Origin of the sequence: Chitinophaga sp. H8 (assembly GCF_040567655.1) — a bacterium.
Classification (GTDB): Bacteria; Bacteroidota; Bacteroidia; order Chitinophagales; family Chitinophagaceae; genus Chitinophaga; species Chitinophaga defluvii.
The window spans coordinates 129,799-147,571 of the sequence record NZ_JBEXAC010000004.1; the positions used below are offsets into that span (position 1 = coordinate 129,799).

The 17,773-nt window shown below is 41.5% G+C and carries 21 protein-coding genes; 4 read left to right on the forward strand and 17 right to left on the reverse strand.

Going from position 1 to position 17,773, the window contains the following annotated elements; translation table 11 throughout:
• Window positions 1-59 precede the first annotated feature (59 nt).
• Together ABR189_RS29505 and ABR189_RS29510 are read left to right on the forward strand one after the other, a co-directional pair.
• Window positions 60-785, forward strand: coding sequence for a DUF3575 domain-containing protein (locus ABR189_RS29505; RefSeq protein ID WP_354664128.1), 726 nt, complete (start codon window positions 60-62; stop codon window positions 783-785).
• A 21-nt stretch (window positions 786-806) separates the two neighbouring features.
• On the forward strand, window positions 807-1,892 hold the full coding sequence (locus ABR189_RS29510; protein ID WP_354664129.1) for a PCMD domain-containing protein: 1,086 nt from the start codon (window positions 807-809) through the stop codon (window positions 1,890-1,892).
• Window positions 1,893-1,999: 107 nt separating this feature from the next.
• Here ABR189_RS29510 and ABR189_RS29515 read toward each other — a convergent pair whose 3' ends face one another.
• The gene (locus ABR189_RS29515) at window positions 2,000-2,380 is read right to left on the reverse strand and encodes a hypothetical protein (RefSeq protein WP_354664130.1); all 381 of its coding nucleotides are present in this window, start codon (window positions 2,378-2,380) and stop codon (window positions 2,000-2,002) included.
• A 9-nt stretch (window positions 2,381-2,389) separates the two neighbouring features.
• Window positions 2,390-3,379, reverse strand: a complete 990-nt coding sequence (locus ABR189_RS29520; protein WP_354664131.1) for an RHS repeat domain-containing protein — start codon at window positions 3,377-3,379, stop codon at window positions 2,390-2,392.
• A gap of 209 nt (window positions 3,380-3,588) precedes the next feature.
• Between ABR189_RS29520 and ABR189_RS29525 the strand changes: the two genes are divergently transcribed.
• On the forward strand, window positions 3,589-3,963 hold the full coding sequence (locus ABR189_RS29525) for a hypothetical protein (RefSeq protein ID WP_354664132.1): 375 nt from the start codon (window positions 3,589-3,591) through the stop codon (window positions 3,961-3,963).
• Here ABR189_RS29525 and ABR189_RS29530 read toward each other — a convergent pair.
• The 10 genes from ABR189_RS29530 to ABR189_RS29575 form a co-directional block, all read right to left on the reverse strand.
• The gene (locus ABR189_RS29530; protein ID WP_354664133.1) at window positions 3,946-4,404 is read right to left on the reverse strand and encodes a hypothetical protein; all 459 of its coding nucleotides are present in this window, start codon (window positions 4,402-4,404) and stop codon (window positions 3,946-3,948) included. The two genes, ABR189_RS29525 and ABR189_RS29530, sit on opposite strands and share 18 nt — an antisense overlap.
• A 230-nt stretch (window positions 4,405-4,634) precedes the next feature.
• Window positions 4,635-5,111 carry an SMI1/KNR4 family protein gene (locus tag ABR189_RS29535; RefSeq protein ID WP_354664134.1) on the reverse strand — a complete coding sequence of 159 codons (477 nt, stop codon included), beginning with the start codon at window positions 5,109-5,111 and terminating at the stop codon, window positions 4,635-4,637.
• A 56-nt stretch (window positions 5,112-5,167) separates the two neighbouring features.
• A complete protein-coding gene (locus ABR189_RS29540) occupies window positions 5,168-5,419 on the reverse strand; it encodes a hypothetical protein (protein ID WP_354664135.1) in 252 nt (83 codons plus the stop codon).
• A 106-nt stretch (window positions 5,420-5,525) separates the two neighbouring features.
• Entirely contained in the window at window positions 5,526-6,218 is a 693-nt protein-coding gene (locus ABR189_RS29545) for a hypothetical protein (protein ID WP_354664136.1), read from the reverse strand.
• Window positions 6,219-6,548: 330 nt separating this feature from the next.
• Entirely contained in the window at window positions 6,549-7,166 is a 618-nt protein-coding gene (locus ABR189_RS29550; RefSeq protein ID WP_354664137.1) for a barstar family protein, read from the reverse strand.
• Window positions 7,167-7,248: 82 nt separating this feature from the next.
• Window positions 7,249-7,638: a hypothetical protein gene (locus ABR189_RS29555; RefSeq protein WP_354664138.1), complete on the reverse strand. Its 390-nt coding sequence runs from the start codon at window positions 7,636-7,638 to the stop codon at window positions 7,249-7,251.
• A 20-nt stretch (window positions 7,639-7,658) separates the two neighbouring features.
• A complete protein-coding gene (locus ABR189_RS29560; RefSeq protein WP_354664139.1) occupies window positions 7,659-7,901 on the reverse strand; it encodes a DUF7683 domain-containing protein in 243 nt (80 codons plus the stop codon).
• A gap of 66 nt (window positions 7,902-7,967) precedes the next feature.
• On the reverse strand, window positions 7,968-8,546 hold the full coding sequence (locus tag ABR189_RS29565) for a colicin E3/pyocin S6 family cytotoxin (protein WP_354664140.1): 579 nt from the start codon (window positions 8,544-8,546) through the stop codon (window positions 7,968-7,970).
• 237 nt (window positions 8,547-8,783) lie between these two features.
• Window positions 8,784-9,233 carry a hypothetical protein gene (locus ABR189_RS29570; RefSeq protein WP_354664141.1) on the reverse strand — a complete coding sequence of 150 codons (450 nt, stop codon included), beginning with the start codon at window positions 9,231-9,233 and terminating at the stop codon, window positions 8,784-8,786.
• A gap of 1 nt (window position 9,234) precedes the next feature.
• Window positions 9,235-9,945 carry a hypothetical protein gene (locus ABR189_RS29575; RefSeq protein WP_354664142.1) on the reverse strand — a complete coding sequence of 237 codons (711 nt, stop codon included), beginning with the start codon at window positions 9,943-9,945 and terminating at the stop codon, window positions 9,235-9,237.
• 333 nt (window positions 9,946-10,278) lie between these two features.
• On the opposite strand from ABR189_RS29575, the gene ABR189_RS29580 reads away from it, so the two are divergent.
• Window positions 10,279-10,611, forward strand: coding sequence for a HipA N-terminal domain-containing protein (locus ABR189_RS29580; RefSeq protein ID WP_354664143.1), 333 nt, complete (start codon window positions 10,279-10,281; stop codon window positions 10,609-10,611).
• Window positions 10,612-10,715: 104 nt separating this feature from the next.
• Here the strand turns inward: ABR189_RS29580 and pgl are convergent, their stop codons facing one another.
• The 5 genes from pgl to ABR189_RS29605 form a co-directional block, all read right to left on the reverse strand.
• Window positions 10,716-11,441, reverse strand: a complete 726-nt coding sequence (gene pgl / locus ABR189_RS29585; protein ID WP_354664144.1) for a 6-phosphogluconolactonase — start codon at window positions 11,439-11,441, stop codon at window positions 10,716-10,718.
• Window positions 11,442-11,502: 61 nt separating this feature from the next.
• Window positions 11,503-13,014: a glucose-6-phosphate dehydrogenase gene (gene zwf / locus ABR189_RS29590; RefSeq protein WP_354664145.1), complete on the reverse strand. Its 1,512-nt coding sequence runs from the start codon at window positions 13,012-13,014 to the stop codon at window positions 11,503-11,505.
• A 12-nt stretch (window positions 13,015-13,026) separates the two neighbouring features.
• Window positions 13,027-14,445 carry an NADP-dependent phosphogluconate dehydrogenase gene (gene gnd / locus ABR189_RS29595; protein ID WP_354664146.1) on the reverse strand — a complete coding sequence of 473 codons (1,419 nt, stop codon included), beginning with the start codon at window positions 14,443-14,445 and terminating at the stop codon, window positions 13,027-13,029.
• Between the two features lie 40 nt (window positions 14,446-14,485).
• Window positions 14,486-17,065, reverse strand: a complete 2,580-nt coding sequence (locus ABR189_RS29600; RefSeq protein ID WP_354664147.1) for a phosphoenolpyruvate carboxylase — start codon at window positions 17,063-17,065, stop codon at window positions 14,486-14,488.
• 128 nt (window positions 17,066-17,193) lie between these two features.
• Window positions 17,194-17,406, reverse strand: a complete 213-nt coding sequence (locus ABR189_RS29605; RefSeq protein WP_354664148.1) for a hypothetical protein — start codon at window positions 17,404-17,406, stop codon at window positions 17,194-17,196.
• Window positions 17,407-17,773 lie beyond the last annotated feature (367 nt).

The window sequence follows — 17,773 nt, forward strand, 5'->3', positions numbered from 1 at the left end:
TACTATACTGGACTTGTTAATCCATTCCGCCCCTGTATTGTTAAATAACAATGATTAATATGACCAAAACACTCCTATTATTCATCCTGTTGTCAGGAGGAATAATAAACGGCGCATTTGCCCAACAGGACACCAGCAAGACGGCGCTCCGTGATAAAGGCCGCAAACTGACCAAAGGTACCTGGCATGTTGGGGCTACCTTGTCTTTGAAGTCCAGGGATTTCAGTAATACCGACCTGGTACTGGTGAACATTATCAATTTTAAACAAAATGCTTTCGTTATCAGAACAGAGGCCGGGTATTTCTTTAAAGAAAACCTGAGTGCGGGGCTGGCAGTAGAATACGGACAGAAATTGTTTGACATCAAAGGCAACGTGTATAATGATAACGACATCAAAGGGTATCGTGATTTCAGCCGCAGCTTTGCGATAACACCGTTTATCAAAAACTATATTCCCATGTCGGCCAACCACACGTTTTTTATTACCAACCAAACGGAACTGCAATACCTGCACCGGGAAGGCACTTCCGAGAATTTAAAAAGCGATAACCTGAACCGTACTTACACTACCCGCAATCAATATGGGATAGGCATCCGGCCAGGCATCATGGTATTCTTTACCAAAAATCTCGCCTTTGAAACCAACATGGGCATACTAGGGCTTTATCATTCCAGCGAAAAAGCCACCCATACCGACAAAGCTGACAGTAAAAGAACGGAAACCAGTGTGGACTTTAAATTCGACCTGCTGAAACTGGGTTTTGGATTTTCTTATTACTTCTAGTAACCATTAACGACAATCATCATGAAGAAAAATATTACACTTTTTGTCAGTGCTGCCTGTATTTTACTGACTACATCCTGCGTAAAGGAAGATCACTTTGGCCCTACTGATGGTAAAAAGATCAAAGAATTTGTATTGGAAGAGCAGGCTGGCAATGCCAATATAGATAATGATGCCAAAACGATCAGCATCACTGTTTCGGCAGATGCCAACATTAAATTCCTGAAAGCTACGAAGATCGCCTTATCTTCTTTTGCTACGGTTAAACCTGCTGCAGGTGAGCCACAGGATTTTACCCAGCCGGTCACTTATACCGTCACCGGAGAGGATGGCAGTACCGCAGTTTTTAAAGTAACGGTGAGCAGACAGGGTGGTAATCCACAAATTCCTAACTCCGATTTCAACAAATGGTATACCATTGCCAACGAGTATCAGGGAGATGAGTACCAGGAGATCGGAGAAAATGCGAATGATAAAACCTGGGGCACCGGTAATGTAGGTGCAGCCATGATGGGCTTATATCCTACCAAGCCACAAACCATCAGTGGCAATATCGCTGCCTCGCTGACTACTACAGACATGGGGGCACTGGCGGGTTTCCTCGGCAAACAAACCGCTGCCGGCAATCTCTTTACTGGTTTCTTTGATGCCTCCGGCCCAGGTGGCGTGATCACCGGCAAACCCGCTTTTGGCATTCCTTTCAGGACCACTCCCAACGGATTCCGGGTTAAATACCAATATGCTCCCGGAGATATTGTACGAGACGGGAAAGGCCAGGTAGTCCCTAATATGAAAGATTCCTGCGACATCTATGTACTACTGGAGCACCGCGAAGAAAACAAAACCAAACGCCTGGCTACGGCCTGGTTCAGAGGTGGTGATGTACAAACCGGTTGGAAAACATTGGATATGCCGCTGGTGTATGGAGAACTACCTGCTGGTACTCCTGCTTATATGCTACTTAAAACAGGGGAAACCTGGGGTGATATCACCAAAGATAAACCTACCCATATTACAGTAGTGTTCTCTGCCAGTTCCCGTGGAGATGACTTCATCGGCGCCTGGGGGAGCAATTTGATTGTGGATGATTTTGAGTTGGTGTATTAAGGAAGAATTTGCTGTTTCAGCTTAACCATATCTATAGTAGTATGGTTAAGCTGAAATTATTTTAAAGAGAGAAATTATCATAAGTAGGTACCCTCTAAGTTTAGCATTTAATCCTTCACATCCTTAAATAAAAAGCCTTCTACATTGTTACTTAAAATAAAATCTTGATCTTCAGATGCTATTATCTCATCCTCACTAGCCGGATCTAAACTTATATAGAATCTTTCCTTATCTCTGAAAAACTTATAACGCTCAATATTACCAAAATAACATGTGTGATGATAGTATAGAGAAAACTCTTCAATCCCACTAAATACAAGCTTTACGTGATTATCTCCCTTGGCATACAACAGCTCAATATATAACTCAATCGTCAAACCTAAAACAGCATCATCGTGAATATTAATTCTATAAAAATTAGCACTTAGTAAAGTAAAATCAAAAGATAAAAACCTAATTAATTCATCATTTTTTCCAATACTTTTCATATTATCTATTTAAAGTCCAAAATCTTTTTTTGCTTCATTCTTTTTAGGAGGTCGTCCTGGTTGTCTTTTGCCCCTACCACTAGGATTTCTAGGATCTGGTTTATAATCATGCACATGATCACGGCGTTCGTTTTTAGGTACATTTTTTCCCGGATGTCCTTTATTATACTCTTTTTGAGTGTTTCCATCCGGGCCATACTTTTTTGTCGTTGTTCCAGGTGCATTAGTCTGAGTTGAGTTAGGCTCACCTTTGTCTGATAAACGATGCTGGCGTCTTGTTCCTTCAGTTGTATTGTTAGATACATCTGTATTATTAGAAGTAGGAGCATCTGCACTACCATCAGCCGGGGGAGCGGGAAGCACAATAGTTTCCGGCCCTTTTTCTAGTTCATCCTTAGGTATATCTTTAGCAACTACTGTATTATCCGCTGGTGCGGGATTTACCATTTGCATAGGTGTTCGAACATCCCCCCCTTTACCCGCAAGCTCAGACATTACGTTTAACACAGTTTGCACAGCTTTTGCTGACCTTCCCGCACTCCATGCTATTTCAGCTCCCTCAATTATATATGGAATAACCGGGCAAATAGGACATTTCCCATCCGGATCATTATATCTTATTGGGTTATTAAGCGAAAACTGATATGGCGTCAATATTTCTTGACTACCAAATTCTATCCAAGGATCGATTTGTTGAAATCTTCCTATTTGTTGATCATATAGTCTTGCGTTAAAATCATACCACTCTAGTCCGCTTTCATCACTGAACTCTTTTGTCTGTAATTCATTCCCATTATACTTTATCCGATTCTCCGGATAATTCGTCCCCTTCAACGCATTGGAGCTAATCCCCGCCATCGTCAACCCAAACGGATAATAATGTGTTTCCTCCAGAAATGGCCCATTGGCTAGCGCTACTGTTACATTATCAAAGAACACATCTTGTGGGCTTTCATTGCTGGTGTATACATACAGGAAACCACTCTGTTGCACCACCATCTTATCCTTAGCAAGTGTCTGTAATTGATCTGGCTCTCCTTGTACCTGTTTTACCCCACTATTCTCTTCTACTAAGTTAAACTGATCATTGAACAGTACAAAATTCAGGTAGGCTTTTGGCTTATCCTGTTTAAACTACCATCACGGCTAAATACCAATATACACCCTGCGATATCGTACGTGATGGAAAAGGCCTGGTAGTACCCGATATGAAAGACTCCTGCGACATCTATGTATTACTGGAACACCGCGAAGAAGGAAAAACAAAACGCCTGGCTACGGCCTGGTTCAGAGGCGGTGATATACAAACCGGCTGGAAAACATTGGAAATGCCACTGGTGTATGGAGAACTGCCTGCCGGCACTGCCGCTTATATGCTACTTAAAACAGGGGAAACCTGGGGTGATATCACAAAAGAAGTACCAGTGAGGAGCCAATCTTCCTCCATCCTTGGCATTCAGTTTGGCTACGAACTCATTCTGTGGAGTAGTCTGATTTTCCGGGCACCCTACCGGATTTTGGAAATTCCCGATTTGTATACCCAACATAGCAGAAATTCTGCAAATTCACTCATATTGTTTTAGTACAGTTCGCTCTGTATGCGTGTCTGGCCACACTTCTATTATGTAATAATCATTTCCAGCGTCTCCCTCAACGCTATTAAGATTTAAAGAATAAACCCTCACTCTATAAATTCCTGGATTTAGTTTCAACTCCAATTCGACATTTAAATTAGGACAATCTAACACTTGCAATATCCCCGATCTTACATTCAGCCCGCCTTCTACAATATGATCATATTGGCTATATTCTACACCATTCCTTTTTTTATCTAATAAAACAAGTTCTCCTTTGAATGGCCCATAACATTCCAACCCTATACCTAAAATACCTTCACCAATGGCTAGTCTTGAATCAGTTGCATCTTCCGTCCAAAAATTACCATCATCTGTACCCTGAGGAGATTCTTTATCGCCTATATAAAGCTGATGGTATTGAGTATAAAAATCAAGTTTATGATTCATGGGTGCAAAAATTTTATGTTTATGAAAAATGTTGCATTGAAATAAAATACAACATATAAAAAATAATATTTCATCAATTATGGTATGGGGATTAAATTTCTTGGGGGGAATAACCTGCTTCCTTCTGATATTATAAGGCATAAGGTTGGTGTATTAAGGGGAATAAGACCCATAACTCTTAAGTAGAAAAGCCGCAGCCTAATGGTTACCGCTTTTTCTATTTTCAAGTATTATTCATACTGATAAAGCCTAGCATCATCTTGGAGGTATAAATCTATAAATACAACAAGTGAAGTGGTTATTGATTTAAATCGCTCTTTATCTGGTATGATGCCGATCTCATAGGTATCATTCATATCATTCAGCTTCACCCCATACCACCAACTTTTGTGCATATATTCTGCAAATATATAAGTACGGTTTAGGCCGGCATTTTCAGGTTTAACCATAAACTCATCTTCGAATGAGATAAAATTCTCTAATGGATAAAACAAAAAGCCCTCCGCATCAGTATCGTTGGGATAATAAGACTTCATCCCATTGGCTCTTTGATAATATTCTTTAAAGTCATTCGGAAGCCTTATCCTTCGCCATTTTTCAAATGCTTCAATTTCATACGGACTTAATTTATCAACAGCTATTTCCTGATCATTCCAATAGACAATTAATCTTTCAATATTAGCTATAAGGTTATTTCTGGTGCTCATTATCTTTCCAAAATGTGGGTAATATCTTGAAATAGAGTTTAGTATTAGATGGCAGCTTACATAACATTAACTTGTGTCTCATTGTAAAATGCTTTAAACTTATGCGTTTCTGCACAAACAACAATGTAAGGTTTTGACCCATCCATTTTAAACGCTATGCTTACCCAATGGGTACCTAAGCCACTATCTGGATCATAAGGAATAATTCTAAGTAATTCATTAGCTGGCAAAACAAATGTATCCCCTATTGGCTCAAAAACGATTAACATACTTTCTTCATGACTATTTAAAAGCTTAAATCCTTCCATATATTAATTAAATAAAGTTAAAATCTCTTTTAATTGCTGAAAGCGTATGTATGCGCTAGGATTACTACCACTATACTGAGCTACCTGGAAGCTTTCACTTCAAGACTTATGGAGCAACGCTGCCTTTCAGCTCAGGAGATACCTCTCTATAAATTGATTGTTCCAGCATATCTGGCAAAATAGTAGACGCTATTTGCTTCAGTTCTTCATCAACAATTTTCTTATTTGCAGATTCACTTCTCAGCACTTTAAATGCTATTAGCTCCCATTCACTTAACGGAATGTTTAAGTTTTGGCGTTTAGCTTCAAGCTTCAGCAGCTCTACCACTATTCTAAGCTTTGTTGAATTCTCCCCATAAACATATGACCATTCCAAATGTGCAACTTTTTCTTTTGTGGACTTTATACCAGCAAATGCATGGTAAACACCATCCTTAAGATAGAACCAACTATCTTTACCGAATTTCAAATGAGGCAATCTAATATCCACAGAGCCAATTGGCTGTTTTCCTATAGTACCCCATTTGCCTTCTTTCCGTAAGGGAGGATTAAATGAAAGCACTTCCCCAAACAACCATTCCTGATTTAGTAAAACCGAGTAATCTGCAATGGGTTCATTACTGAAATAATCATAAACCCCCAAAATATTAAAATCTTGTTTCTGTTCGGTTAACATTAAAGTATTGAAGAATCTACAGTAAGCGTATTTATAACTGATCTGAAGAGGAAATTCTTCAAATGGGATATTATGTAATGGTATCCTGAAATAAGATACTTCTGAAACGTTTAAAACACTCATTATAACCTATGTTTTCCATAATTTTCAGTTCAATATAATTTTATATCACCCTGATCAACAGCATCCGATCACAAAGCACATTGCTGAATTCACGGTATGATCACAAGTATAATTTTGGATCATCATGAAGATATAAATTCATAAATTCCGTAAGATACATTTTCATTTGTTGCAAGTACAGAAAGTTGAATTCCCTCTTTCTTCCAACTTTCCCTTATTTTATAAATGTAACTATCCATAAATATTATTTCATCATCTCTAATACCTTGTTAATTTGTTCCAACCTTTTTTGGGGCTTATAATAACGCTGAAATAGAAAATACCATTATACTACTCTTCAGTCAATTCAATTAAATTAAAGTCTATAATCCTATCTGATTGAGATTGCTTATCTATAGATGGAATAAAATACTCCTTATTAAGTAAGCCCTGTATATCTTCCAGCTTATTATCATTAAAAATAAACATATTCCGTTGGTCTACTCTATAACGAGTACCGTCCTCTTTTATAGTTGAAATACCATTTCTATTACAATAGGCTGCAATTATTAAGCTTTCAAAGATATTTACAAAATCCGCCTTATTATTATTGAACAAGTGATTTGAGTCGTTCCAAATAATAAATCTCCCTTGCGGTTCTGTTTCAAAATTTAACAACAAATCATAAAGTGCATCTAATTTTGTGCCCAAATGATAACCTACCGGCAAACTTAAATTCACCTGATAAATAAAGGTCTCCAAATTGCTAATCGCTTTTCCAAATAGTGGAACGACTTCGTTACCCCCATTTCGGATCAAATATTGAGTGTAATTAGTAATAAACCAAATTAACCTATCCCGGTCATTCTCAAACAAAAGAAAGTCATTGATACAATTATTATTCATTAATAAATCATGCCAATTATCGACAGGCTCATTGATATTTATTTTGAAATGCTTAATGCTCATATTAGGGGGCAATTGTCAGCTTTTAAAGCTTACTAAATACTAAAATCTTTTATTAATCATTTAGGGGCTTAATATAAAAACCCTATAAAGGATAATCACATTTCCATGGATAAGTAAACTTGCCAATATCAATATTTAAAGAATTTAATATACTTATAAGTTCTTCTTCACTATTCGCATAAAATCTTTTCTGATTCAGCATATCTTCATCTCCAAAATACTCATCCACTTTATTAACATTAAGTTCAAATTCCAAAACTGTATATATACTTTTTGGAATATTTTTATCAATGGGTTTCTCTTTTGGTTGATAAATTGCAATCCATCTCCTAAGATGCTCAGAAGTTGATTTTAACTCTAAAGCTATATACTTTCCGCTTTTCAATCTATTATAGATTGCAAGATCAAATTTATTTTCCATATTTATTTTACAACAATAAAAAACCGCAGGAGTACTCTGCAGCTTTCCCATATCAAAGTGATAAATTACTCTTAAACTGAATGACACTCCAAAAAGTAATCATACTTTTCGAGCTCTAGCTTTTTACACAATATTTTTTCCACCTCCCCTCTTTGCCCTTCTCCAACAGGATATATTTTATAATACAAAGGATCACCCTCATAAGCAATCCAAATATTACTTAATATATCTAAATCTATCTCAATTACATATTCATCAACAAATTTGTCGCTTTGCTTCTCATAGTAGGCAATAACTCTTTCATTTTCCAACATAACATTCGAATTGATTTATTAATAATATTAAAACACTACACATTCTAGTTCTCCGTCGATCTTGTATTATCTGGTAGGATCATACTCTCCCTGATGTCTGCGACCTGTTTTATCATACATTTCAATTTTTCCATGTTGATAGTCCCATTCTAGAATCCTGCCATCTGGCAACCTCCATCTTTTCCTATTAGCTTTTGGTTTCTCTCGAATCGCATCAGGAAACCCCGGCAGGCTTTTCGGTGGTGGTATATACGCCGGTACGATCACTGGTCTTACAGGCGCATAATCACTACTTGGTTGTCCATAATTTTGCGGTAGAAATATAAGCATAATCACTAACAATATAGGGTTAGGGGCTGGAACAACTACTGATGGAAGCCTTACCCTAGGAAGTGGTATTGCAGGACCATTCAATGGTATACCCGGAGACATCGGTACCCCAGTAAGCGCAACACTTCCACCAGACGAATTTGAGGCACCTGCATTATTATTAGGTCTGTTATCATTACTTGACTTAACAGTAACAGTATTTAATTGAACCTGATCTGTAGCGGGATTAAAATCAGGCCATTGATCTGGCAAATCATTAGAAGAGATTATGGTATCTCCATACATATCGCTGTACTTAATTGGATTTAAATCCATCGAAGCGTAAGGACTTAACATAACATTGGACCTAGGATCAATCTGCCACTATCTGCCTATTTGTGGGTCAAGGTTACGATAGAATGCGTCATACTGATTAAGATCAAATTCTGATGTTTGCTCTATTCCATTATACTTCATCCGATTTTCCGGATAATTCTTTCCTTTCAGCGCATTCGCACTAATCCCCGCCATCGTCAACCCAAATGGATAACAATGTGTCTCCTCCTATCTCAGCTAGTTAATTAAATTCAGGTTTTCTTTTTTGTAACTGTCTTTATCCAGCAATTTCATCATTTCTGGGTTATGTAACTCAATCTGTTTTACGTTAAAAGAATTGATCCAATTTGGCGGAGTTATTGATGCCACGGAACAGAATACATAAATGGTATCATTACTTTGTTTATAGAAAAGTGGTGAAAACCCCTTAAAAATATAATCCGTATTCTCATTAGGGCCGACATTCTCGTCTCTATTAGTGGTTATATAAACAAGGCGATGATCAGCATTCATTCCCCATACCTTCTGCTTTATGAAAACAGAGGCCTCCTTATTGGTTGTTGTTATCTCAATAGTTTTATACTGGGTAAATGTGTCTTCTCCCGGAATATATATCCATAACGCTACCACTACAATTAAAACTAACAACAAAAGAAAAGTGATAAATACTTTGAGATAGTTCTTCATATTATTCTCTATTTTCTTGAAGTTTGTCAGCCTTTACCATTCTACCTGTATATTCCATTTCTCCAAACCATGGAGCTGGTCCATATTCGGTTTTAAACAGCGTTGATGGCTTCCAACCTGTACGGCTAAGGGCTGAAGAACCTGAAGACTGTGAGGTTTCTAACTGATCAAATTTATAGACAATGCCATTATCATCTGTGATTTGAAAAGTATCAAAATTTGAATTGGGTGTAATCTGCAATTTCTTCTTGGGGAACATTAGAAATTTCAGATCGTTTTCAAACTGTGGCCGTTTTAGCATAAATGAGCCAGAAGCCCCTAAGAGAGAATAATAAAACTCATCTGGCTGCCCATCCCGGCCTTGTTTTAGATAGGAGCCCATTATAATATCATTAAAAGTGTAAAAATCAGGATCATAGTTTTTGTATCCTGCCAATGCTTCATCAGCCACACCATATATAATTCTGTTCAACAATGGCTCTGCTAAAAGGCTCCAGCCTAAGCCTATTGCCCCACTTGTTTCACCGACCTTTATACCGGATGCCCTATAACTTATAGCAATGGGTATTTTAATATCCCCCTGCTGGATATCAAAAATCGGAAATGAAATTTCAGGAGTGCCTGTCACCATGTTAACAGGAGAACTTAAGGATTTTATAAGCTCAGCGGCTTGTGGAGTAATCGCTTTTAATTGATCCGTACTCTGTGCCATAATACTGGTGGAACACAGGCATACAAAGAAACTGTAAATAGGTAAAAGGAATGATCTCATTTTGGTTAACGCTAAAGTATAGGTAAATTAAATCGGGTCTACATACATTTGCAGGGATTCTACAAACAAACTCACATCGAGTATAAATATATATAAACATTTTTTAAAAAGAAAGATACTATCCTATTTTTATTGTTTTCAAAGCACCATGTTTTGAAGAGGAACCCTATCCACCCAAAAGTGCATTATAATACCACTCTAAGAAACATTTCTGAATACTCACTACATTTACACACAAAAGCGCACTACAATGCCTTTTTCAAAACAATATTAATGAAAAAGAAAGCACATTCTGCTATCGTCTTGTATAACCATGTACCTGCTGGCACATTGAAAAAACAAGGCAACCGATATTACTTTGCTTACCTCCCCGCCTACAAAGGAAGACCGGTAAGCATTACCATGCCTGTACGTACAGCTCCTTATGAAAGCAGTGCTTTGTTTCCTGTATTTATAAACATGCTCAGCGAAGGCGCTAATAAACGATTACAAAGTAGACTGCTTAAAATAGCTGAAGATGATTATTTTAGCCTGTTGCTGGCAACGGCACATACTGAAACCATCGGCCCTATTACAGTATCAGCTGTAACTCCTTCTTCGATATGAGCTTAACCATTATACACTGTCCACAAGATAAAAACTGCCTCTATCAGGTCACAAAAAAAGCGGGCGCATCAATGATACACCCGCTTTTTTATTTTTTTATCTCCTTACACTTCCATTGCACTCGCTGCAGCTTCATCTACAAACCAGTGTAATTCTCCGTCTTGCGGACGGATCAGTTGTGAAGGATATTGTTCTGCATTAAAAGTACCTTCAATCACGTTTTTCAGCGTCATCGCTTTCCCTTCGCCGGTGGCCAGGAATACCACGCAGGCGGCTTCATTGACGATCGGTGCAGTGAGCGTAATGCGGTACATATCCTGTGCCGGCAGGAAAAAGGCTTTTACCCAGGCCTTTTTCTCGTGTACTACTTCCGTACCGGGAAACAGCGACAAGGTATGTCCGTCATCTCCCATCCCCAGCAGTACCAGATCAAAGGTGGTTTCAGTGTTTTTAAAATAATGACGCAGGATGTCTTCATACTCTGCAGCGGCTACTTCCGGTGTAATATCCGTCCGCATTACATGAATATGCTCCGGCAATACGCCTACTTTATCCAGCAGCACTTCAAACGCCATACGGGCATTATTACGCGCATCTTCAAAAGGTACTGCTCTTTCATCTCCCCAGAAGAAATGGATCTTTTCCCAGGGGATCATTTGGTTATAAGGTGATTTTGCCAGGAGGGTATACAGCAGTTTGGGCGTACTACCACCGGAAAGTACCAGGGTAAAACGCTCCTGTTCCTGTAATACCTCCAGGATATAATTACTCAGCCATGCTGCCAGGTTTTCGCTCAGTTGCTGTGCGTCTTTTGCTATATGGAGTTCCATATTCTTATTGTTTAATTGCTAATCTACCGGTTTTAATACAGCGAATCCTGTTATACCTTTTCTATTTAGCAGAGGAAGGTACGTTGATCCAGCTATGTCCGTCACGGGCAATGAGTGCATCTGCATCTCCAGGACCCCATGAATCAGGTGCATAGTTGGGGAAATCCTGCGGCGCACGGTTTTCCCATGTTTCCAGTATAGGCATGATCACTCTCCAGGCAGCTTCTACCTGATCCCCACGCATAAACAGGGTAGCATCTCCTTCCATAACATCCAGTAACAGGGTTTCATACGCTTCCGGCGCATGATCTCCATTAGCTTCATCATAGTTGAAGGTCATATCTACAGGATCCAGCGTCATCGTCTGACCAGGGCGCTTGGCCTGGAAGCGGATACTGATATCCATTTCCGGCTGTATGCTGATGGTAAGACGGTTGGAGCGCCAGGTTTCGGCAGATTCAGGCGGGAAGGCATAATGCGGTGCTTCCTTGAACTGCAGAGTGATATGCGTATCCTTCTGATGCAGGAACTTACCGGTACGTACATAGATAGGTACGCCCTGCCAGCGCCAGTTGTCAATATAAAACTTGGCAGCGGCATAAGTGTCGATATTGGAGTTAGGATCTACCCCTTTCTCTTCACGATAGCCTACCACTTTTTCTCCCTTTTTCCATCCACCGGAATACTGGCCGCGTACTGCATATTCGTGTACGTTTTCTTTGCTGATACGACGGATTGCATTCAATACATCTACCTTCTTATTCCGGATCTCGTTGGCATCAAAAGATACCGGTGCTTCCATCGCAATCATACATACCAGCTGCAGGATGTGGTTCTGCACCATATCACGCAATGCCCCGGCATGTTCATAATAGCCACCCCGGCCTTCCAGGCCCACACTTTCTGCGGCAGTGATCTGGATATATTCGATATAGTTCCGGTTCCACAGCGGCTCAAACAATGCATTGGCAAAACGTAAGGCCAGGATGTTCTGTACCGTTTCTTTACCCAGGTAATGATCAATACGGAAGATCTGTTCTTCGGAGAACATACCGGACAGCAGCTTGTTTAATTCATGCGCACTTTCCAGGTCGTGTCCAAAAGGTTTTTCCAATACAATGCGGGTGCAGTTCTTATCATTACAGAGGTTAAGCGATCCCAGCTTGGTAGCAATGGCAGGTACCAGTTGTGGTGCTACTGCCAGGTAAAAGATCACATTGGGATGTACGCCCCACTCGCTTTCCTTTTCCTTTACCAGGTCGGTGATCTGGGAATAGGATTCCGCCTGCTCTGCGTCCAGCTGCAGATATGAAACATGTTTGCTGAAATCCTTCCAGTGACCATTCTGTTCTCCCTTACGGCGGGAAAATTTGCTGATCCCTTCCAGCAAATGTGTACAATAAGCTTCGTCGGTATACGCACTTCTTCCGATGCCGGCAATAGCAAATTGCTCCGGCATCCACTCATCTAAAAAGAGGTTGTATAATGCAGGTGTAAGTTTCCGGTAATTTAAATCGCCACTGCCACCAAAGATGAACAGGATGGAAGCAGGTGGGCGTTTATGAGTTTGCATAAAAAATGAACTTTAGTGTTGATGCCACTCCGTATGAAAAGTGCCTGAAATATCTGTACGTTGATAAGTATGCGCACCAAAGTAATCACGCTGTGCCTGTACCAGGTTGGTAGGCATACGTTCACTGCGGTAGGCGTCGAAATAAGCCAGTGCCGACATAAATCCTGCTGCGGAAATACCAGCCTGTGCGGCCTGGGATACTACCGAGCGGGTGTTAGCTTCCACGGACTGTACCAGGTAAGCTACGCTTTCATTCAATAATATATTGGGCAATGCAGGTGCCTGCTGATATGCTTGTGTAAATACTTCCAGCAGGGAAGAACGGATAATACAGCCGCCTCTCCATACTCTTACTACTTCCGGCAACGGAATTTCCATGTTCAGGTCTTTGGAGGCCTGGTACAGCATGGCCAGTCCCTGCGCATAGCTGATGATAGTGGCGAAGTACAGGGCATCATGCACCTGCTTGATCCACATTTCCGCAGGCGTATGTACGGCCTGGGTAGCTGTTTTATACAAGGCAGCTGCCTGTATGCGTTCGTCTTTGTAACCGGATACGGTACGCATCGCTACCGCAGTGTCGATCACCGGTACTGCCACCGGCAGCTCCATCGCATCCTGGGAAGTCCATTTACCAGTACCTTTGGAACCGGCTTTATCAGAGATCACATCTATTAAACGCTGGCTGGACTTATCATCCGGTTGCAGGAAAATATCTTTGGTAATTTCTACGAGGAAAGATTGCAATACCCCTTCATTCCAGCTTTTGAACACGTGGTGCAGCTGGTCATTGTCCAGCCCGGCACCCTGTTTCAGCAAAGCATAACTTTCGCTGATGAGCTGCATGATAGCATATTCAATACCATTGTGCACCATTTTCACATAATGACCGGCGCCTTCCTTACCCAGGTAAGCTACACAGGGGGAGCCTTTTACTTTGGCTGCAATGGCTTCCAGCATAGGCTGTACCAGTGCATAAGCTTCCTGATCGCCGCCCGGCATAATACTTGGACCGGTACGGGCGCCCTGCTCTCCACCGGAAACGCCGATACCCATAAAATGAATCCCTTTTTCGCGCAGGTATTTCACCCGGCGTAAGGTATCTGTATAGTGGGAGTTGCCACCATCAATCACCACATCCCCCTGCTCCAGTAATGGCAACAGTGCTTCGATCACCTCATCCACCGGCTTGCCTGCAGGCACCAGCATCATCAATTTGCGGGGGCGTTGTAATTGCTGCACCATCTGCAGCAGTTCAGGAACGCCTTTAACCGTAGTGCCGGCAGTAGCTGCGGCTTCCAATGCGGATGTCTTGGCTGTGTCTTTATCAAATCCGATAACAGAAAAGCCGTGATCTGCCATGTTGAGTAACAGGTTTCTGCCCATTACCCCCAGGCCAATCATTCCAAAATCAAATAAGCTTTGTGCCATATAATGAGTCGCTTAACTAAGAAGGTGTAAAATTAGGTATTTAGGCCGAATTTCTTCCGGCATTAATGATCCCGAAGGAGCATCGCATCACGAGTTTTTCATATACTTCCTTCCACTTACCGTTGCCGGCGTGCTCTTCCTGCTCCCGGATCCTGGCCAGCGCAAACTGCTGGGCGGTAAGCAAGGGAAGTACAATTCTTTCCCTCATCTGGATGGAAAGGTGATCAATAGGACTGCCGGCCATCAGGTCTGACTGACCCGACAAGCGGAGCAGATATTTTTTAGTGAGTTCAAATTCATCATAGATCATATTCCACACTTCGCCATACTGCGGATGCCTGGCCAGATAAGCGGTAAGCGGGAAATAGCTTTTCTTCATCGCCATTTCACAGTTGTCCAGCAAGGTTTTGAAAAAGAGAGAATGATCATACAGATTTTGTACCGCTTCCCATTTGCCGGCTTTATCTAACTGCTCCAAAGCAGTTCCTACGCCATAATAACCGGGTACATTCTGCTTCAGCTGGCTCCAGGCCCCCACATAGGGCACTGCACGCAGGTCGTTGAGATTCAGCTTGGCAGAAGCATTCCGCTTGGACGGACGGCTGCCGATATTCGCTTCTGCATAATAACGCAGCGGACTGGCATGATCCAGGTATTCGAGGAAATAAGGGTGCTCTTTCAGCTGGAGAAAAGACTTATATCCTTCATCGGCCAGCAACTGTAAGATGGTCTCATCTTCTTCAGACATCGTGGTTTTGCGGGAAGAGAATAACTCGTTGGCAATACCGGCATGAATGAGCTGCTCCATGTTGTACTGGGCGGCATCCACCGTACCAAAATTAGAGCTTACGGTTTGTCCCTGGATAGTTTGTTGTATTTCCTGGTTGGCAATATTGCGGCCCATGGAAGCATAAAACTGATGGGTTTTTCCTCCTCCCCGTGCTGGAGGACCTCCCCTGCCATCAAAAAACACCACATTTACACCATATTCTTTGGAAACACGGGTTAATTCTTCCTTCGCTTTATAAATACTCCAGTTGGCCATCAGGTAACCACCATCTTTGGTGCCATCTGAAAAGCCCAGCATAATCGTTTGTTTCTTTTGCCGCTGCTCCAGGTGCGTACGGTATGCTTCATTCTGATACAAAGCACGCATCACTTCTCCGGCATGACGTAAATCGTCAATGGTTTCAAATAAAGGCACAATGTCAATATGCAAGGTCTCTTTCTGCCAGCCGCTCAGTAAAAACATGCCATACACTTCCAGCACATTTAAAGCGCTGGTAGTATGACTGATAATATACCGGTGACAACCATCTTCTCCATTGGCTTCCTGTATCAGCTTTATACTGGCAATGGTTTTCAGGGTATCCCTGTGCAACTCATTTTCCAGTACCGCAGGATCTATAGGACCTGGAATATGGAGCAGGGCAGCCATTTTCTGCACCTCATTCAGTGATTTATAATCATCAGGTAAAGCATTGGTTTTAGCAGCTACGGCATCCAGCAGCGGACGGTGTACCGAGCTGTCCTGGCGGATATCCAGGGAAGCAAAATACAACCCGAATATTTCCACTTTGCTTACCAGGTTATCCACAAGGTGCACAAAGAGGCCGTTGTGGTCCTCCATGATGGTATGACGGATACCTGCCAACGTGTCCAGGATTTCCTGTTTGCTGATATCTACCTTATGACCAGGTATAAATAAGTTGCCGTAAAGTTTGTTTTCCAGTACACTCAGCACATTTTCCACCCCTTTAAAGGTGAGCCTGCGCCGGAGCTTGCGTACATCCTGGTAATAACACTTGATAATAGCCCCACGGAGCGCATTGGCCACTTCCAGGGTGATATTTGCATTCACAAAAGGATTACCATCTCTGTCGCCACCAGGCCAGAAGCCCATGCGGATCAGCGCATTGCTGGTGCTTACGGCTTCGGGGAACTGCCCCTTAAGGTAAGCCATAATGCGGCCTGCGGCCTGGTAAAAGATATTTTCCAGGAACCAGATCAGGCTCACCGCTTCATCAAAAGGGGTAGGCTTTTCCTTTTTAAAGAAAGGCGTTTTTCCTAATTGTTGCAGGTACATATTGACCTGTGCCGTATTATCGCTCACCAATGCCTTAGACAGGTCATTGATAATGCCTAGTACTTCACCAGGATAAAATTGGGTGGGATGGGCCGTTAATACGAGGCGAACGGCAAAATCCTTCAGTTTCTCCGCCAGTTCATCCTGCGCTTCTTCCTGCACCACTTCCGCCTGCAGGTGCTTCAGGCTTCCGGATCCGTTGATATCGCGGATATGACGAAAAGCAGCATCTTCCAGGGCATCGAATAACACCACCTGCCTTTCAGAGTATTGTACGAAGCGGAACAAAAGATCTATCTTCTTCTGCTCGTCTTCATAGGTAGTATATTGTTTGAAAAAGGAGTCCATGATTTCTACCGGACTCAGCCCTTTTGCATAACCTTCTTCACAATGCAACAGGAATAAAGAGAGGAAAACGCCTGTTTTTTCTACGCGATGAAATGGTAATGAAGTAAAAAGACTGTTGTATAGCTGAAACTTTGTCCCTACCAGATTCTTGAACTGCTGAAGCGTATTGTTAACCGGTGCTTCCATACTAATTTACTTTTATATACCATGACTATACCACTAATCGGCCGTTAAAATACTCATATTCCAGCGGGTATGCAAGTACGGCCTGGTTTTTGAGGCAGGCGCGGCCGCATCTCAGCGCATACAATAGCCTATAGGCGGGCCATTGCGCCAATAGTCAGATTTACGTTAAACTTACCACCTCCCTGCTGCATCGCCTTATTATCATACCCTATTGCCTTTCTTTTAACCCAAACGTTCGCAAGCATAATACTTCTTTTCCAACTGCTTTCTACCGGGGCAACGCCATGTCTTCCCCGGGGATGCATCGCCATTTCTCCAAGGATAATGCCATGATACGCCATAGATATTTCATAGATATCCCGTAGATATCCCGACTATACCTATTGTCGGGACATCTACGGGATATATACGGGACATATACGGAACATCTACGGGATATCCCTATGGAAACGTAGTATCATGGCAGGTTTCACCCTGATTTATCGATAAGCAGGTTCGGGCCGTGCAATGCTTTATAATAATTACCATGACATTATACATGAATATTATATAGCATAACTCAAAAGCACTGATCAGGCAAAAAAAATCCCCGCTGAAGAAACAGCGGGGAATTATCCATGAAAACCATATCAAACAATGGATGATTCCACGTATCACGGCACACGACAGATATATGGGATGATTGCCGTGGCCGGGTTAGGTGTAAAC

What these genes read in the sequence shown, in the direction of transcription:
- ABR189_RS29520 (WP_354664131.1), bottom strand. Translation starts at nt 3,379, where the DNA reads ATGGTGGTGCAACAGAGTGGTTTCCTGTATGTATACACCAGCAATGAA.
- ABR189_RS29565 (WP_354664140.1), bottom strand. Translation starts at nt 8,546, where the DNA reads ATGGATTTAAATCCAATTAAGTACAGCGATATGTATGGAGATACCATA.
- ABR189_RS29560 (WP_354664139.1), bottom strand. Translation starts at nt 7,901, where the DNA reads ATGTTGGAAAATGAAAGAGTTATTGCCTACTATGAGAAGCAAAGCGAC.
- ABR189_RS29530 (WP_354664133.1), bottom strand. Translation starts at nt 4,404, where the DNA reads ATGAATCATAAACTTGATTTTTATACTCAATACCATCAGCTTTATATA.
- zwf (WP_354664145.1), bottom strand. Translation starts at nt 13,014, where the DNA reads ATGCAAACTCATAAACGCCCACCTGCTTCCATCCTGTTCATCTTTGGT.
- ABR189_RS29545 (WP_354664136.1), bottom strand. Translation starts at nt 6,218, where the DNA reads ATGAGTGTTTTAAACGTTTCAGAAGTATCTTATTTCAGGATACCATTA.
- ABR189_RS29605 (WP_354664148.1), bottom strand. Translation starts at nt 17,406, where the DNA reads ATGGCGTATCATGGCATTATCCTTGGAGAAATGGCGATGCATCCCCGG.
- ABR189_RS29550 (WP_354664137.1), bottom strand. Translation starts at nt 7,166, where the DNA reads ATGAGCATTAAGCATTTCAAAATAAATATCAATGAGCCTGTCGATAAT.
- ABR189_RS29555 (WP_354664138.1), bottom strand. Translation starts at nt 7,638, where the DNA reads ATGGGAAAGCTGCAGAGTACTCCTGCGGTTTTTTATTGTTGTAAAATA.
- ABR189_RS29535 (WP_354664134.1), bottom strand. Translation starts at nt 5,111, where the DNA reads ATGAGCACCAGAAATAACCTTATAGCTAATATTGAAAGATTAATTGTC.
- gnd (WP_354664146.1), bottom strand. Translation starts at nt 14,445, where the DNA reads ATGGCACAAAGCTTATTTGATTTTGGAATGATTGGCCTGGGGGTAATG.
- ABR189_RS29510 (WP_354664129.1), top strand. Translation starts at nt 807, where the DNA reads ATGAAGAAAAATATTACACTTTTTGTCAGTGCTGCCTGTATTTTACTG.
- ABR189_RS29570 (WP_354664141.1), bottom strand. Translation starts at nt 9,233, where the DNA reads ATGAAGAACTATCTCAAAGTATTTATCACTTTTCTTTTGTTGTTAGTT.
- ABR189_RS29575 (WP_354664142.1), bottom strand. Translation starts at nt 9,945, where the DNA reads ATGGCACAGAGTACGGATCAATTAAAAGCGATTACTCCACAAGCCGCT.
- pgl (WP_354664144.1), bottom strand. Translation starts at nt 11,441, where the DNA reads ATGGAACTCCATATAGCAAAAGACGCACAGCAACTGAGCGAAAACCTG.
- ABR189_RS29580 (WP_354664143.1), top strand. Translation starts at nt 10,279, where the DNA reads ATGAAAAAGAAAGCACATTCTGCTATCGTCTTGTATAACCATGTACCT.
- ABR189_RS29600 (WP_354664147.1), bottom strand. Translation starts at nt 17,065, where the DNA reads ATGGAAGCACCGGTTAACAATACGCTTCAGCAGTTCAAGAATCTGGTA.
- ABR189_RS29525 (WP_354664132.1), top strand. Translation starts at nt 3,589, where the DNA reads ATGAAAGACTCCTGCGACATCTATGTATTACTGGAACACCGCGAAGAA.
- ABR189_RS29515 (WP_354664130.1), bottom strand. Translation starts at nt 2,380, where the DNA reads ATGAAAAGTATTGGAAAAAATGATGAATTAATTAGGTTTTTATCTTTT.
- ABR189_RS29505 (WP_354664128.1), top strand. Translation starts at nt 60, where the DNA reads ATGACCAAAACACTCCTATTATTCATCCTGTTGTCAGGAGGAATAATA.
- ABR189_RS29540 (WP_354664135.1), bottom strand. Translation starts at nt 5,419, where the DNA reads ATGGAAGGATTTAAGCTTTTAAATAGTCATGAAGAAAGTATGTTAATC.